Annotated in this window: 9 protein-coding genes and 1 pseudogene; 8 read left to right on the top strand and 2 right to left on the bottom strand. The window is 71.9% G+C overall.

The features are described 5' to 3' along the window. Window positions 1–5 precede the first annotated feature (5 nt). The 8 genes and pseudogenes from ACFE76_RS10600 to ACFE76_RS10565 all read left to right on the top strand — a co-directional run bounded on the left by ACFE76_RS10600 (window position 6) and on the right by ACFE76_RS10565 (window position 15,517). Window positions 6–2,561: a glutamate--cysteine ligase gene (locus ACFE76_RS10600; RefSeq protein WP_375431721.1), complete on the top strand. Its 2,556-nt coding sequence runs from the start codon at window positions 6–8 to the stop codon at window positions 2,559–2,561. Continuing rightward, the gene (locus ACFE76_RS10595; protein ID WP_375431720.1) at window positions 2,561–4,345 is read left to right on the top strand and encodes an N-acetylglutaminylglutamine amidotransferase; all 1,785 of its coding nucleotides are present in this window, start codon (window positions 2,561–2,563) and stop codon (window positions 4,343–4,345) included. Before ACFE76_RS10600 ends, ACFE76_RS10595 begins: the two co-directional genes overlap by 1 nt. Before the next feature lie 79 nt (window positions 4,346–4,424). Then, window positions 4,425–6,296 (top strand): S9 family peptidase, encoded by a 1,872-nt coding sequence (locus tag ACFE76_RS10590; protein WP_375431719.1) that lies wholly within the window; start codon window positions 4,425–4,427, stop codon window positions 6,294–6,296. Window positions 6,297–6,446: 150 nt separating this feature from the next. Beyond that, complete coding sequence (locus ACFE76_RS10585) at window positions 6,447–9,191, top strand: hypothetical protein (protein WP_375431718.1); 2,745 nt, start codon at window positions 6,447–6,449, stop codon at window positions 9,189–9,191. Further along, the gene (locus ACFE76_RS10580; RefSeq protein WP_375431717.1) at window positions 9,188–10,468 is read left to right on the top strand and encodes an ABC transporter substrate-binding protein; all 1,281 of its coding nucleotides are present in this window, start codon (window positions 9,188–9,190) and stop codon (window positions 10,466–10,468) included. Before ACFE76_RS10585 ends, ACFE76_RS10580 begins: the two co-directional genes overlap by 4 nt. After that, entirely contained in the window at window positions 10,465–10,590 is a 126-nt protein-coding gene (locus ACFE76_RS10575; RefSeq protein WP_375431716.1) for a hypothetical protein, read from the top strand. Before ACFE76_RS10580 ends, ACFE76_RS10575 begins: the two co-directional genes overlap by 4 nt. Beyond that, a complete protein-coding gene (locus ACFE76_RS10570; RefSeq protein WP_375431715.1) occupies window positions 10,578–14,876 on the top strand; it encodes an FtsK/SpoIIIE domain-containing protein in 4,299 nt (1,432 codons plus the stop codon). Before ACFE76_RS10575 ends, ACFE76_RS10570 begins: the two co-directional genes overlap by 13 nt. 54 nt (window positions 14,877–14,930) lie before the next feature. After that, window positions 14,931–15,517, top strand: a pseudogene (locus ACFE76_RS10565) (DUF4291 domain-containing protein). A gap of 6 nt (window positions 15,518–15,523) precedes the next feature. Here the strand turns inward: ACFE76_RS10565 and ACFE76_RS10560 are convergent. Both ACFE76_RS10560 and ACFE76_RS10555 read right to left on the bottom strand, forming a co-directional pair. Beyond that, window positions 15,524–15,667, bottom strand: coding sequence for a hypothetical protein (locus ACFE76_RS10560; protein WP_375431714.1), 144 nt, complete (start codon window positions 15,665–15,667; stop codon window positions 15,524–15,526). A 256-nt stretch (window positions 15,668–15,923) separates the two neighbouring features. After that, window positions 15,924–16,523: a DUF416 family protein gene (locus ACFE76_RS10555; protein ID WP_375431713.1), complete on the bottom strand. Its 600-nt coding sequence runs from the start codon at window positions 16,521–16,523 to the stop codon at window positions 15,924–15,926. Window positions 16,524–16,834 lie beyond the last annotated feature (311 nt).

The raw sequence follows: 16,834 nt of genomic DNA, 5'->3' as shown, positions 1-16,834 counted from the left end.
GCGAGATGAGTGCCGAACTGACGCTGGGTGCCGAGGAAGAGCTGCATCTGATCGACCTGGACAGCTGGAAGCTGTCGGCGCGGGCGCCGCAGCTGTTGAGCCGGCTGCCGAAGGAGAACTACTCGGCCGAGATCCAACGCACGACGGTCGAGACCAACACCGAGGTGGTCGACTCCCTCGCCGGTCTGCGGGCCGAGCTGATCCGGCTACGGTCGGGCCTGGTGGAGGTAGCCGCCGAGGACAACATCGGGATCGCCGCGGTGGGCACCGCGCCGACGGCCGCGTTCGCCGACTTCGAGCTGACCACCACCGGCCGCTACGGCCGGATGCAGGAGCAGTACCGGATGCTTGTCGACGAGCAGCTGATCTGCGGGCTGCAGATCCACGTGGGGGTGAGCAACCGCGACCTCGCCGTCCAGATCATGCAGCGGCTGGCGCCGGACCTGCCTGTGCTGCTGGCGCTCTCGGCCAGCTCCCCGTACTGGAACGAGCAGGACACCGGCTACTCCAGCATCCGCTCGATCATCTGGCAGCGCTGGCCGAGCGCCGGCGCGACCGGCCCGCTGCACTCCTCCGCCGAGTACGACGACCTGCTGGAGGACCTGATCACCAGCGGGGTGATCGCCGACGCGAAGATGGCCTACTTCGACGTCCGGCCCTCCTCGCACGCGCCGACGCTGGAGCTGCGGGTCTGCGACGCGACCCCGATCGTGGACGACGCGATCCTGATCGCCGGGCTCTTCCGGGCCGCGGTCCGGGCGGCTGAGGTCGATATCGCCAACTGTCGGCCGTTCGTGCCCGTCTCGGCTCCCCTGCACCGGGCCTCGGTCTGGCGGGCCGCCCGCGCCGGGCTGAGCGGTGAGCTGCTCGACCACCTACGGCACCCCAAGCCGCACCCCGCCCGGCTCGTCGTCCGCGCCCTGGTCGACCGGCTCCGCCCGCAGCTGGAGGAGCTGGCTGACTGGGACGAGGTGCGCGAGCTCGCCGAGACCGTGCTGGCCCGGGGCAACAGCGCCGACCGGCAGCGCGCCGCCTTCGCCGAGCGCGGTCGGCTCAGCGACGTGGTGGCGATGGTGGTCGCCGAGACGCACGGACCCTCCGGCGGCCCCGAACCGGCGGTCGCCGCGCTGCGGCGCTACCGGGCTCGGGCCGGGGACGAGGCCGTGGGCCCGGGCCTGCGACCCCGGGTGGCCTACCGCGAGCTGATCGACTACTACCGCGCCCTCGACCACAGCGAGCTCGCGGAACGCGGCCGGCGCCGCGACGACTGGGTCGACGAGGCGGGACTGACCTTCGGCGTCGCCGGAGAGCAACGGCGTTTCGAGGTCGACCTGGTGCCGCGGGTGATCAACCCGCACGAGTGGCAGGCGCTCGCGGCGGGCCTGGGCCAACGGGCCCGGGCGATCGAGTCGTTCCTGCAGGACGTGTACGGCGAGCAGGAGCTGCTGGCCGACGGCGTGCTCACCCGCGAGCTGGTCGAGGGGTCGCCCGGCTGGCGGCCCGAGGCGCGGCGGCTGCCGGCCCGTACGGTTCGAGCGCCGATCATGGGCTTCGACCTGGTGCGCAACGAGTTCGGCGGCTGGCGGGTGCTGGAGGACAACCTGCGCAACCCCAGCGGCGCCGCCTACGCGCTGGCCATCCGCGACCTGATGGACGTCGTCCTGCCCGACCTGCCGCGGCCCGAGAGACTGGTCGACCCGGCCCCGGCGATGGCCGAGCTGCGCGCCTGTCTGCTCGCCGGCCTCGACCCGACCGGGACGCCGGCCCTGCTCTCCAGCGGCCCAGCCAGCTCGGCCTGGTTCGAGCACCGGCTGCTCGCCGAGCGGGCGGACCTGCTGCTGTGCGTCGCCGACGACCTGGAGGTGGTGGCCGGCGAGGTCCGTCAGCGCTCCACCGGAACCCCGATCGTCGGGATCTACCTGCGGCTCGACGTCGAGCTCGTCGACCTGGTTGACGCCGCCGGGCGTCCGGTCGGGGCCGAAGTCTTCGAGGTCGCGGCGGCGGGCGGCGTCCGGCTCGCCAACGCCCCGGGCAACGGGGTCGCCGACGACAAGGCGATGTACTGCTACGTTCCCGAGCTGATCGCCTACTACCTCGGCGAGCACCCGACGCTGGAGTCGGTCCCGACCTACCGGACCAGCGACGAGGCCGAGTACCGAATCGTCCTCGACCGGGTCGGGGAGCTGGTGACCAAGCCGGTGGACGGTCACGGCGGCCTCGGTGTGCTGATCGGGCCCGACGCCGCCGCGTCAGCGGTGGCCGAGCGGCGGGCCGAGATCGCGGCCAACCCGGCCGGCTGGGTGGCCCAGGAGGTCGTGGCGCTTTCGTCCCACCCGACCCTGGACAACGGTCTGCTCGAACCGCGGCACGTCGACCTGCGCGCCTTTGTCTACGTCACCGGCACCGGCCCGGACGACTGCCGGCTCGCCGGTCTCGCCCTCACCCGGATGGCGCCGGAGGGCAGTCTGGTGGTCAACTCCTCCCGGGGCGGTGGCGCCAAGGACACCTGGATCATCGCGTCCGCCGATGCCGTGGCGGACGCCAACGACGGGAGTACATGATGTGCGGGCTCGCGGGTGAGATCCGGTTCGACGGCCGTAGCGCCGACGTCGCTGCCTGCTCGCGGATCGGCGGCTGCCTGCAGCACCGCGGGCCCGACGGCGACGGCATCTGGGCTCACGGGCCGGTCGCGTTGGCCCACCGCCGGCTCTCGATCATCGACCTCAGCGTCGCGGGGTCGCAGCCGATGGTCGACCCGGCGCTCGGGCTGACGCTGGTGTTCAACGGCTGTATCTACAACTACCAGCAGCTCAGAGCCGAGCTCGAGGGTCACGGCCACCACTTCTTCTCCACCTCCGACACCGAGGTCATCGCCAAGGGCTACGCCGAGTGGGGCCTGGACTGTGTCGACCACTTCCTCGGCATGTTCGCGTTCGCGATCTATGAGCACCGCAGCGGCCGGCTGGTGCTGGGCCGCGACCGGCTGGGCATCAAGCCGCTCTACCTGGACCAGACGCCCGACCGGCTGCGGTTCGCCTCCACCCTGCCTGCGCTCCTGGCCGGCGGTGGCACCGACACCTCGATCGACACGACGGCGCTGGCCCACTACCTGAGCTTCCACAGCGTGGTCCCGGCGCCGCGGACGATCCTGAACGGGGTCAAGAAGCTGCCGCCGGCGACGGTCCGGGTGGTCGAGCCGGACGGCACCTTCGTCGACCGGGTCTACTGGTCTCCCGACTTCAGCCGCGACCCCGACCGTGCGATGTGGACCTCGCGGGAGTGGGAGGAGGCGCTGCTCGAGAGCCTCCGGGTCGCCGTCGACCGGCGGATGGTGGCCGACGTGCCGGTCGGGGTGCTGCTCTCGGGCGGTATCGACTCCTCCCTCGTCGTGGCGCTGCTGGCCGAGGCGGGCCAGACCGACCTCAAGACGTTCAGCATCGGCTTCGACTCCGCGGGCGGGGAGTCCGGGGACGAGTTCGAGTACTCCACCCTGGTGGCGCAGCGCTTCGGCACCGACCACCATCGGATCAAGATCGACAGCTCGCGGCTGCTGCCCGGCCTCGACAGATGCGTCGAGGCGATGAGCGAGCCGATGGTCAGCCACGACTGCGTGGCCTTCTACCTGCTCAGCGAGGACGTCGCCAAGAGCGTCAAGGTCGTCCAGTCCGGCCAGGGGGCCGATGAGGTGCTGGGCGGCTACGACTGGTACCCGCCGCTGGCCGATGTGCCGCGCGAGGGGGCCGTCGAGGCCTACTCCTCGGTCTTCTTCGACCGGCGTTGGGCCGCGATGGGGTCGGTGCTGAACCGGGAGTGGCTGCTCGACTCCGACGCCCCGACCGCCTTCATCACCGAGGGGTTCGGCCGCCCGGGCGCGGAGACCGCGGTCGACGCTGCCCTGCGCAACGACACCACCGTGATGCTGGTGGACGATCCGGTGAAGCGGGTCGACAACATGACGATGGCGTGGGGCCTGGAGGCCCGGGTGCCCTTCCTCGACCACGAGCTGGTCGAGCTCGCGGGCCGCATCCCGCCCGAGCTCAAGCTGGCCGACGGCGGCAAAGGCGTGCTGAAGCGGGCGAGCCGCGGCGTCGTGCCGGACGAGGTGATCGACCGCACCAAGGGCTACTTCCCCGTGCCGGCCATCCGGCAGCTGGAAGGGCCTTACCTTGACCGGGTGCGCGACGCCCTGACCGACCCCCGGGCCAAGGAGCGCGGGCTCTTCGACGCCCGCACCGTGGACGCGCTGCTCGCCGACCCGAACCGAACCCGGACCACCCTCGGCTCGAACGCGCTGTGGCAGCTGGCCCTGCTCGAGATGTGGCTGCAGCACCACGATGTGGGCTGACGCTGGTGCCGGGTGAAAGAGGTGCCGCATGAAGGAGCGCCGGCTGGCGGAGGGACCAGCTGACTCAGCGGGGGTAGGGATGAGCGGCGAACACCCGGTGTGGGACGCCATGGCACTCTCCGACTCCCTCGTCGACGCATGGGGCAGCTGGGGACCCACCCTGACCCCGGACTGCCACCGGATCGCTTTCGTCAGCGACCGCAGCGGGGTGCCCCGGGTCTGGGTGGACGAGCTGCCGCCGGGCAGCGAGCCGGCCGCGCCGACGATGATCGAGCTGTCCGAGGACCCGGTGATCTCGGTCAACTGGTCCGCCGACGGTGCCTGGCTCGCCTGTTGTGTCGCCACCGACGGCGGGGTGCGGACCCAGGTGTGGGTCGTCCGGCCGGACGGCAGCGGAGCGCGCTGCGTCGCCGGCTCCCGTGAGCAGCACGCCGAGCTGGGGCCCTGGACGCGCAGCGGGCACCGGGTGGTGGTCACGCTGCCGGCCGAGCAGGCGGGCGGACCGACCGTCTGCCACCTCGCCGACCCGGCCACCGGGGCGCTCACCGAGCTGGCCACCGGCGAGCTGATCAGCGTCCTCGACCTGAGCGCCGACGAGGACTTCGTCATCGTCAAGGACGGTCAGCGCGGCAAGCAGTTCTGCGTGGTCGTGGACCGGGTGGCCGACGCCGACTACCCCTTGCTGCCCTACCCGGCCCTCGGCTCGACGGACCGGGCGATCATCAGGCCGGCCCCCGACGCCGCTGCGCCCGACGGTCCTCGCGAAGCTCGGGGGGAGGACCTGATCGCCTACGTCTCCACCGATGCCGGGCTGCCCCGCCGCCAGGTCGTCGCCGTCCCGCTCGGTCCGCAGGGCTGGCGCGGCCGGGCCGGCGTGCTGGCCGCCCGCGACGACGCCGAGCTCGAGGGCCTGGACGCGGACGACTTCGGCCGCCTGCTCTTGCTGGTCTGGAACGTGTCAGGCGCCAGCGAGCTGCAGCTGCTCGACACCGGGACGCTGTCCTCGCGGCCGGTGCCGGACGTGCCCGGCCAGGTGGTCACCGGAGCCCTGCTCAGCCGGGACGGCAGCACGGCCGTGATGAGCGTCGAGGGTCCTGAGCGGCCCCGGGAGCTGTGGAGCCTGGACACCACGACCCTGGCCTGGACTCGCGTCACCAACGCCCCGCCACTGCCGGAGACCGTGCTGGTCCGGCCGACCCTGGAGACCTTCACGGGCCGCGACGGGCTACCGCTGACCGGCTGGCTCTACCGGGCGTCCGGCCAGGTCGGGCCGGGGCCGGCCATCCTCAGCCTGCACGGTGGTCCGGAGGCGCAGGAGCGGCCGACCTTCAACCCCCAGCACCAGGTGCTCGCCGCTGCCGGCATCGCGGTGTTCGCGCCGAACATCCGCGGCTCGTCCGGTTTCGGCCGCAGCTTCGTGCACGCCGACGACCTGCACGGCCGCCGCGACGCCTTCGACGACGTGCTCGCCTGCCGGGACCACCTGCTGGCGACCGGGGTGGCCCCGGTCGACCGGATCGCGGTGACGGGCCGCTCCTACGGGGGCTACCTGACCCTGGCCATGCTCGCCTTCTCCCCCGGCATCTTCGCCGCCGGCGTGGACATCTGCGGCATGTCGGACCTGCACACCTTCTACCGCGACACCGAGCCCTGGATCGCCGCGGCCGCAGTGAGCAAGTACGGCGACCCCGAGCGCGACTACATGCTGCTGCGGGCCATCTCGCCGCTGCACGCGGCTGCCAACATCACCGTCCCCCTGCTGGTGGTGCACGGCGAGCTGGACACCAACGTCCCCCTCGGGGAGGCGACCCAGATCGTGGCGGCGCTGACCGCACTCGGCCGTCCGGTGGAGTACCTGCAGCTGGACGGGGAGGGCCATGAGTACCGCCGCGCGGAGTCCCGCAGGCTGCTGAACGCGCGGTTGCTGACCTTTCTGAGTGTTGTTCTTTAGGCCACAGTGTTGTCCCTATAACTCGACTCGTCCTCGAAGAACCCCTGCGCAACCTACGATTGCTCGCGCAACGGGCCGTCCGGCTCGGTTTCGACAAGGATGGATGTACTCGTGGCTCGTCTGGTCAATCTGGTCCGACAGCATCGGCTGGTGCTGGTGATCGGAGTGGCTGGAGTGGCCGTGTTCGCTCTCCTGTTCGGACTGCTGCGCGCTCCCGGCACGCCTCAGCCCCTGCCCCCGGAGATGGCTGACCCGGCCCAGGGCGACCGCCTGCTGCAGTCGGTCGACGTCGCGGTACAGAACGACGGGTCGCTCACCGGGGTCAGCTCCACGGTCGTGATCGCCCGCGCGGTGGGCGGCGGCACCGACACCGAGACCACCACGCACGACCCCAACCAGGTCGTCGACGACCTGCCGGTCCGTGTCCTCACCAGCTACCGCACCGAGACCAGCGCCGGTACCAACCTCGGTGACCTGACCGGCTACACGGGCAAGGTGACGATCGACGTCACCGTGCAGAACCTGACGGTGAAGGCCCAGCGACTCCGCTACGACGTGGCCGGCAAGTCCAGGACCAGCACCGCCATGGTGGGTGCGCCGCTGACGGTCGTGGCCTCCGCGGCGCTGCCGGGCACCAGCCCTGCGGCGGTGGTCACCGCGACCACGGACGGGTCCGAGGACGGCGAGACCACGAACGGCGTGCTCAGCCGGTCCGCCGACGACACCACCCAGGTGCAGTGGGCCACCATCCTCGCCCCGCCGCAGCTGGCCGCCAGCGCCGACCTGCGCCTGGTGGTGGACGCCAAGAACTTCTCGCTCCCCCGGCTCGACCTCACCGTCCAGCCCGGGCTGGTCACCGACCCGTCCGTGGGCGCGCTGGTCGACGCGGCGTTCGACCCCGCCAGCGCCGACGAGGTCGCGCTCCAGGCCCGCACGCTGAAGCTGGTCGGGGACGTCAACGGCGTCCTGGACGAGGCCGGCGATACCATCGCCACGGTGCGCAAGACCCTCGACACCACGTCGAAGACGTTGGGCACCAAGACGCTCAGCTCCCTGAAGACCAGCACCGAGAACGTGACCACGTCGGTCAAGACCTCGCGGGAGAACCTGAAGTCGCTGGACTCGGAGCTGAAGTCCTCGGTCACGGCCGCCAACTCGACCACCCTGTCCCGGATGTCTGACACCGTCGCCCAGCTGGACCAGCTGCTCGGTGACACCTCAGCCAGGCCGACCCCGGCGAAGGTCAAGGGGACCGGCTGCGCGCAGGAGGTGGCGAAGCCGGCCGCCAGTGCCAGCGTGTACGCCAGCCTGCTCCAGGTCTCGAGCCAGCTGGACGGGTACGCGGGCGCCACCAAGGCCTGCAAGGTCGAGCTGCAGCGGACCATCCGGGCCAGCATCGGCCCGGCGGAACCCACGACGGAGATCTGTGCGGACCCGGCCGAGTCCTCGGTCACCTGCGCGCTGTACGGGGCCGAGACGACCTTCGCCGGCATCGCCGACACGTTCGTGGACGACAGCAGGAAGGCGCTCGACGTCTTGGGCGGCGACCAGCTCGACCCGGTCAGCACGTCGGTCCAGGACCTCGCGACCCAGCTGAAGACCGTGGCCGACAACACTGACGCCCTGCTCAGCGACGACCCCGTCCCGACCAGCCTGGAGACCCTGGGACGGGTCGACGACCACCTGGACGCCTCGCGCACCGCGTTGTCCACCCTGGTCGAGGCCGTCGACGACGTGCACACCAAGGCGGTGGCCAGCCGGGCCAAGGTCAGCTCGATGAGCACCCAGAACACCGACCTCGCCACCCAGCTGTGCGCCCTCGTGGGTGACGGGATCCAGCCCGGGACGCTGAGCGCGGTCAAGGTCGAGCAGCTCCGTTCCTACCTGGCCTCCCGCTCCTGTCCTGACGAGGACGGCGTGACGGTCCCGCTGGTGCCGCCGGTGCAGTACGGCGCGGCCATGGACGCGCGGCTGGCCGACCAGGCCAGCACGCTGGACCAGATCGCCGCGGCGACCGACACCGCGGACGACGAGCACGGCGCCGGCAAGTCGCTGGCCGACCTGGGGACCGAGCTGGAGACGGTGAGCAGAGAGCTCGGCACGGTCGTCGACGCCCTCACCACCGGTGACAGGTCGCTGCGGACCAAGGTTGCGACGCTGCAGACCAGCATCGACGACGCCCAGCAGGGCCTGGAGAAGGTCGCGACCGGCGTCGGTGGCGTGCAGACGAACTACGACGACGTCAAGGCCTCGGTCGACGCGGCGCTGACGAAGGCGGGGGAGGACGCGAAGGCCGGGACGAAGGCGAGCCTCGAGGCCGAGATCCCGCAGGTCGTCAAGAAGAGCGAGGACGACAGCGCCCAGGTCGGCGAGATGTTCGACCGCTCGGCCGCCGGGCTGTCGACGGCAGCCGACTCCGCCCGGACCGACGGCAAGAGCACCGTCGACAAGCAGCGGCGCGCGCTGGCCACGACACAGGCCGAGGCCGAGAGCAGCCTGACCGAGAGCACGAAGTCGGCGCTCACCCAGGTGTCCGCCGACGTCAGCGGAGCCACCCGGGACCTCGACGCGACCCGCACCCTGCTGACGAACGACCTCAGCAACGTCCTGCTCGACCTCGGCAACCCGAAGGTGAAGGGCTCCGGCGTGCTCGGCACGCTGGCCACCAGCGCGAAGGCGGCCGGCTCGGCGGACTCCCAGCTGGGCCTCGCCTCGGACAAGACCAGCGCCTACGCCAGTGTCCGCTCCCGCGACGTCGCAGCGGTCCAGCTGCGCCAGGCCCAGGCCCAGGCGGCGCTGCAGCGTCAGGCCGACCTGCCGGCCTTCGAGCTCCCGCTGCCGACGACGGTCCAGCACCGCACGGTCTACGTGTTCCACCTCACCGGCACCCGATGAGGGGATGGCGGCGGAGCCTGACCGTCCTCGCGGCGGGGCTGCTCCTGGTCGGGCTGCCGGGCTGCCGCGACAACGACGACCAGGCCGCCCCGCCGCCGTCCCCCGCGCCGGCCGACACGGTCGCCCTCAGCGCCGACCTCCCGGCCCCGCTCACGATCGGGGTGGTGGTCAGCCTGTCCGCGCCGCCGGGCGAGGGTGCGGAGTGGCGGGACGCCGCCGAGGGAGCCGAGGTCGCCGTCCGCCGCTTCGTCCTGGGCGGCAGCCAGGTCGACCTCACCGTGCTCAACGACAAGGGGACGGCCCAGGGCGCGACCACGGCCGTACAGACCCTGCTCGACCGCGGCGTCGCCGGCATCGTGCTGGCCAGTACCGGGAAACATCAGGCGGCCGGGCTGGCCGAGGCAAGCGCACGCGGCGTGCCGGTGCTGCTGCCCTACGCCGACTCCGCCGCCACTCTGCCCGACCACAGCTGGCTCACCGGACCCGACGCCAAGACCACGGACGCCCGGCTGGTCCAGGTCCTGGCCAAGCGCGGGGCGACGAAGCCGTTCCTGGTCAACGCCGGCGGCGGGTCGGTAACCGGGCTGGACCCGATCGGCACCCGCATCTTCCGGGCGGGGTCGGACCCCACCGCGATCGCCGACGCCCTGCGGCGTCGGCTGGCCGCCCAACCCAAGGCGTTCGACTCCGTCGTCGTCTCCGGACCGGCCGAGCTGCAGGCCATCATGGTCCGGGCGCTGCGGGGAGCTCGGCTCGACGTCCCGCTCGCGCTCACTCCCGAGGCCCTGAGCCCGACGTTCCCGGCGACCCTCCACGAGGCCGACGGCTCGCTGTCGGACCCGCTGCTCTCGACCGGCCTCGACGAGGGTGACTCCACCGCCCTGCAGCCCTCGGCCCGCGGCCGTTCCCTGGCGGCGTACTTCTCGGCTCTGCAGCTGACCGCAGCCGACCCGACCACGAAGGACTTCTCCGGTGAGCGGCCGTTCACTGCGGTAGCGGGCGTGGCCGACGTCCGGAGCCACGACGCGGTGGTCGCGCTGGTGCGCGCCGCCGCCGCCGCGCACAGCACCGATCCCGCGGCCGTGGCGGCAGCGCTTTCGGGTCTGACCCTCGGGGCAGCCGACGGGATCGCTGGCCCTACGCTGGCCTTCGGTACCCCGGTGGCGGTGGCCGACGACGCGGTGGTCGCCCTCGGCTCCACCGACCAGTCCCCTGGGCTGCGGCCGACCACAGCAGCCGACAAGCCGACGCTCTACTGGTTCCCAGTGCCGACGTGATGAGTGCCGATGTGATGAGTGCCGACGTGATGAGCACCGACGTGATGAGCACCGACGTGATGCAGCCCGACGCGGCCGCTGTCTCCTCGTCGGGGACGAGGAGACACCCGTGCGCCTGGTGATCGAGGTCGACGGCCCGCGGCACGAGGTCGAGCTGGCCCAGGCGGCGGGCCACGCCACGCTGGCGGACCTGGTCGAGCACGCCTGCGGCATCGCGGTCCCCGCCGGGGAGACCCTGTGGGTCGACGGCCGGCGGCACGAGGCGGGAGACCTGGTGAGCAGCGCCGGTCTGCTCGAGGGCAGCCGGTTGGCGCGGTCCCCGCACGAACGTCCGCAGCCCATCAACGGCTGGGCGGCGTCCATCTCGGCCGGGCTGGACGTCGGGTACACCGTCGCCGTGCCCAACGGACGCCCGCTGGTGATCGGACGCTCGCCCCAGGCGGACCTGGCGATCGATTCGGGCAGCGTGTCCTGGAGCCATGCGACCGTGGAGCACGACGAGGACGGACTGCGGGTACGCGACGCCGGGTCGACGAACGGCACGCTGGTCGACGGGCTCGAGGTCGGTGAGGACGGCGTCCTCGTGGAGGGCACCAGCGTCGTGATCGTCGGCGGCTCGGCCATCACCTTGTGGCGCGGCTCGGACGAGGCGCTGGCGCCCGCCCCTGGAGCGCTGCAGAACCTCACCCGGGCTGCCACCGCCCCGTTCAACCGGCCGCCCCGGCCCGGTGAGCTGACCGGACCCACGCCCCTCATCCCCCCGGTGCGCAAACCCCCGCCGCCGCCGACCCGCTTCGGGTTGGCCACGATCATCGCCCCGCTGCTGATGGCCGGCGTCCTGGTGCTGGTGATGGGGGATGCCCGCTTCGCCCTGCTGGCCGCGCTCAGCCCCGTCCTGGGCATCGGCTCCACGCTCGAGCAGAAGCGCCGCCGGACCAAGGACATGCGGGAGGCGGACGCGACCTTCGCCACCGAGCTCGAGGAGTTCCAGGTCCAGGTGGCCGAGGCTGCCGCGGTCGAGCGGGAGCGGCGCCGGGACCTGGCACCCGACCCGGCGGCCACGCTCCGCCGGGCCGCGCTGCCCACCACCCGGCTCTGGCAGCGCCGCGCCGCCGCCCGCGACTTCTTGACCCTGCACGCCGGCGTGGGCAACGTGCCCTGGCGGCCGGAGCTGGACTCCTCCGTCGGTCGGCGGCAGGACGACGCGGTGCAGGAGGTCCTCGACTCCTCCGTGCTGCCGGCCGCCCCGGTCGAGGTCGAGCTGACCGGTGCCGGGGTCGTCGGGGTGGTCGGGGACCGGGAGGGTGCCCTGGCCGTCGCCCGCGACCTGCTCTGCCAGGCCGTCACCCACTGCGGACCCGCGGACCTGACCGTCGGCGTCTGCTGCGACCCGGGGCGAGAGGACGACTGGTCCTGGACTGGTTGGCTGCCGCACGTCCGCCGGCTCGGCGACGGCTCCGGCGGGCAGTGGGTCTCGACCCAGCGTGGCCGGAGTGAGGCCATGCTGCGTGCCCTGCGCGACGGGCTCGACGCCAACCCGACGCCGGCCGTGCTGCTGCTGCTGGACTCCGACGTGCTCACCGAGGGACGAGACGCCCCGGCCCGCAGCCTGCTGGGTCACGGCCGGCCTCTCGGGAGCTCTCTGGCCGAACGACCCACCACCCAGGTCTCGGGCATCGTCATCGCGGCGACGGAGGAACAGCTGCCCGCCGCCTGCACCACGGTGATCCACGTCGACCGGGACGCCGCCGGCACGGTGACCCGGCCCGGTGAGCGGGCCAAGGTGCCCGACGTGGTGCTGGCGGGGATCAGCGTGGAGACGGCGCAGCAGTGTGCCGCGGACCTCGCCCGGTTCGACGACCCCGAGCTGTCGGTGCCCGGCGGTTCGCTGCCGAGCCTGGTCAGACTGCCCCCGCTGCTCGAGATCGACGAGGTCAGCGCGGCTTCGGTCCGGCAGAGCTGGTCCTCGTCGTCGCGGATTTCCACGCCGCTGGGGATGACCGAGACCGGGGTGTTCGAGATCGACCTGGTCCGCGACGGCCCGCACGGCCTGGTCGGCGGCACGACCGGCTCGGGCAAGAGCGAGTTCCTCCGCTCGATGGTCGCGGGGCTCGCCGCCCGCAGCGACCCCACCCGGCTCACCTTCATCCTGATCGACTTCAAGGGCGGCGCGGCCTTCAAGACCTGCGAGCGGCTGCCGCACACCATCGGCACGGTGAGCAACCTGGACGAGCAGCTGGCCGACCGGGCTCTGACGGCGCTGGAGGCTGAGCTCCGGTACCGGCAGGAGGTCTTCGCCCGGGCGGGCGACGGCATCGACAACCTGGACACCTACCTGGCCACCAACCCCGCCGAGCCGATGCCCCGGCTGCTGCTGGTGGTCGACGAGTTCGCGATGCTGGCCAAGGACTACCCCGACGTCCTCAAGTCGCTGGTCAGCGTGGCCGCGGTCGGCCGTACCCTCGGGGTGCACATGATCCTGGCCACCCAGCGCCCGGCGGGTGTGGTGAACGACGACATCCTGGCCAACACCAACCTGCGGGTGGCCCTGCGGGTGCAGAGCCGGGACGACTCGGTGAACGTGATCGGGGTGCCGGCGGCCGCCTCCATCGGCCGCACCCAGTGGGGTCGCGCCTACGTCAAGCTCGGACAGGACGACATCACCCCGATCCAGACCGCGCTGGTCACCGGCCGCGCCGAGGCCGAGACGTCCAACCTCGTCGACGTGCACCCGACCCGGTTCGCCAGCGACGAGCAGCCCGGCGGCGGGGACGGCGAACCAGACGAGGACGCGCCGAGCGACCTGGACATGCTAATCGACGCCGTCGTCGAGGCGAACGCCGAGCTGGGCTACGCGCCGCCCCGGCCGGTGTGGCCGGAGCCGTTGGGCACCCGGGTCGCGCTGGCGGCGACCGCCTCCGAAGCCGAGGACGAAGGCCTGCCGACCGTGGGTGGGCTGCACGGGTCGGTGCTGCAGTTCGCGCTGGCCGACGAGCCGGTCCGGCAGCGCCAGATCCCGGTGGGCTGGGACCTCGACCGGGGCAACCTGATGCTGCTGGGCATCCCCGGCAGCGGCACCAGCACCACGTTGGCCACCGTGGCCCTGACCCTCGCCGAGAAGTTCGGCCCCGACGAGCTGGACCTGCTGATCCTGGACCTCGGTACCCGCGACCTCGCCCCGCTGGCCGACCTGCCGCACACCGCGGCCTACGTCGGCTCGGGTTCGGGCGCCCGTGAGCAGCAGGTGCGTTTCCTCAAGCACATCCGTGCCGAGCTGGATCGTCGACGCTCGGCCGCCGGACCGCACCGCCGCACCGTCATCCTGGTCGACGGGCTCGGGGTGCTCAGGGACGAGTACGACGACTTCGAGGGCCTGAAGCTGCTGGAGGGCCTCTACCGGGTCTACGCCGACGGCCCCGAGGCCTCGATGTGGGTCGCCGTCGCGACCTCGCGGTCCAAGGTGGTGCCCACCGCCATGGAAGAGGTCACCACCCAGCGCTGGCTCTTCCGGCTGGCCGACGCCTACGACTACAGCGCCGCCGGGGTGCCGAGCCGGCTCGCACCGCCGCCGATCCCTGGCCGTTGCGTGCTCGCCGAGACCAAGCTGCAGGCCCACGTGGCCACGCCATCCGGAACCCTGGTCGAGGCCGTCGCGCACGTCACCGGGCGCTGGGGCGACGTGGCCCGCAAGCCCCCGGTAGTCGGCCAGCTGCCGACCGAGGTCACCGTCGCCGAGCTGGGGCAGTCCGCCGAGGTCGGCGCCGAGCCGTGGCGACTAGCCGTCGGGATCCGGGAGTCCGACCTCGGCCCCGGCGTGCTCGAGGTGTACGAGGGCGAGCACCTGCTGGTCTCGGGTCCGGCCCGGTCGGGCAAGTCGACGTTGCTGCTGGCCCTGGCCGAGTCGTTGCGGGCCGCCGGCGTCACGGTCTGGGGAGCCTGCGGCCGGCGCTCCCCGTTGCCGGAGGCAGGGCTGGACCAGTGCGCAGTCGGCGCGGAGCAGGTGGCCGCCGTGCTGGCGTTGGCCCGGGTCCACCGCGGACCGCTCGTGCTGCTGATCGACGACGCCGAGCAGTTCGACGACGCCGACCAGGCCATCGCGGGCCTGCTGTCGTCCCGCACCTCGGACCTGCTGGTGATCGCCGGCGGGCGGTCGGACGATCTGCGCAGCCTCTACTCGCACTGGACCAAGACGATCCGCAAGTCCCGCTGCGGGGTGCTCCTGCAACCGAACGTCGACTTCGACGGTGACCTCCTCGGGGTCACCCTGCCCCGCCGGGCACCCGTGGCCGTCACGCCCGGCCGCGGCTACCTCATCTCCGGCGGCACATGTGAGTTCCTGCAGGCGATGAGCCCGTCGCCCGAGGTGGCGGTCGCCGGCGCCGGTGCCGGTGCCGGTGCAATGAGCTGAGCTGAGCTGAGCTGAGCCGGGTCTCGGCCGGCCGGACTTAGGCTGAGGGTCACCATGTTCGTTCCGCTACGCCAGATCCGCGCCGACTTCGACGATGACACGATCACGGTCTACCAGGCCTACGCGGCCCCGATCGCTGACGCGGCGCTCGCCGCCGGCGCTTCGTCCCGCCCTTCAGCCGCGATCGGATGACGTGGATCAAGCCGTCGTTCCTGTGGATGATGTACCGCTCGGGCTGGGCCACCAAGCCCGGCCAGGAACGCGTCCTCGCCGTCCGGATCAGCCGCTCGGGCTTCGAGGAAGCGCTTGCGGCCGCCTGCCTCAGCCACTTCGACCCAGCCGTCTACCCCGACCACGAGACCTGGCAACGACGCAAGGAGACCTCGCCGGTGAGGATCCAGTGGGATCGCGAGCGCGACGTCGCCCTCAACCCGTTGCCCTGGCGGTCGCTGCAGATCGGCATCGGCGGCCGCACCGTCGCCCGGTACGTCGACGACTGGGTCGTCGACCTGCGGGACATCACCACCGAAGTGCGACGGCTGGCCGCCCTCGCGCCGGCCGAGCGGACGGCCCTGCCCGTCGAACGGCCCTACCCGCTGACTGCCGCTCTCGCCGCCGTCACCGGCGCCACATCGACCTGACCGGCTTCACCCCTCGACCTGAGCGGAACGACGTAGGGCTTCGAGGAACTCGTCCGGAGGAAGGTACTGGTGTGCCTGGATGTAGTGGACGACCAGCGTCGGGGCGCTGTACAAGCGTCCGTCCAGACCCTGCAGATGAATCTCGGACATCCCCAGGTAGACCCGACCTCCCTCGACCGGGGAGGCAAGCTCGATCGGCGGATCGGCGGATCGTCGGACTGCGGGCAGAACTCGCACTCGTGGTATCCGCGCATCAGGTCGTGACCGCGACCGAGCCAACCGACGTTGATCATGTCCTCATCAGGACTCTGGCTGTAGGCGTAGGGCGTCGGGTCGGGGTAGTAGGTCACTGGGGCCATCCTCGTCGCGTTCGCCTGGATCTCAGCCATGGCCTCGGCACAGCCTGTCACCCGGACGTCCCCTGCCACCAGGCCGTTGCCGCCGCTCGGGCCGCACGTCGAACCGTCTGCGGGTCAAGATCCGCGGCCGCGACCGCTTCCAGCTGCTCCTCGATGAGCAGGACAGCAGTAGCCACGACATCGCCAGACGCAGCAACCGAGCCGCCGACTGCCGGAGATCGAAAGGCCTGCAGCCGGCCCAGGTTCTCAGCGCTCAGATCGGCTGCCTCCCACACTTGCCGCGCGGCCCACTCCGCCTGCTGCACGCCGCCTCCGAGCCAGGCCTGGATCGCGTAGGCCGTGCTCGACGCGGCGTTCTGTGCGTACCCAGACTCGAGGAACCAAGGATCGTCGTCCTCGTCAGGCATACCAGCCTCGAGAAGGGCCAGCGGGGCGGCCAGGTCTCTGTCCCCCGCCTGCAAGCTCGACCACAACTCACCCAGCGCATCCGCCACCAGGGTCGCGTCGTCCAGCCCGCTGAGTTGCCCGTAGTGAGCCCAGGCGGGTGCGAGCAGCTCAGCACAAGCGGCGGCGAAAGCCGCCCGCTGCCGCCGGGACAGTGCCTCCAGCCTGCTCCGCAGCGCTGACTGGTCGTAGCTCGTCGTCACCGTGGTGTCACTCCGATCAGATTCCGATCTCGATCGGGCCAGATGTCGATCTCGTCGACGACCTGACCTAGATATTCGTCGGATATGCCGTCACATGCTGCAGGTGGACCGATACGAACACTCCAACACTATGGAGAGGCACTTCTCCGATCGTCTCGAGCAGCAGGATATGGCCCCCCGGCAGTCGCAGAGTCAGGGTGCTGACCTCGTCGACATCGACCACCTCTCCCCAGACTCGGAGGTTTCCCGCTCGTGGTGTAGGTTCTCGCGCGACCTGTCGCCGGCGATGTGACTCTGACTAGGGCGACGAC

This window comes from uncultured Friedmanniella sp. (genome assembly GCF_964244005.1).
Taxonomy (GTDB): domain Bacteria; phylum Actinomycetota; class Actinomycetes; order Propionibacteriales; family Propionibacteriaceae; genus Microlunatus.
This window is presented reverse-complemented; position numbering and strand designations above follow the sequence as displayed.

Coding starts and splice junctions, on each gene's coding strand:
- ACFE76_RS10600 (WP_375431721.1), top strand. CDS start 6: ATGAGTGCCGAACTGACGCTGGGTGCCGAGGAAGAGCTGCATCTGATC.
- ACFE76_RS10595 (WP_375431720.1), top strand. CDS start 2,561: ATGTGCGGGCTCGCGGGTGAGATCCGGTTCGACGGCCGTAGCGCCGAC.
- ACFE76_RS10590 (WP_375431719.1), top strand. CDS start 4,425: ATGAGCGGCGAACACCCGGTGTGGGACGCCATGGCACTCTCCGACTCC.
- ACFE76_RS10580 (WP_375431717.1), top strand. CDS start 9,188: ATGAGGGGATGGCGGCGGAGCCTGACCGTCCTCGCGGCGGGGCTGCTC.
- ACFE76_RS10560 (WP_375431714.1), bottom strand. CDS start 15,667: ATGTCCGAGATTCATCTGCAGGGTCTGGACGGACGCTTGTACAGCGCC.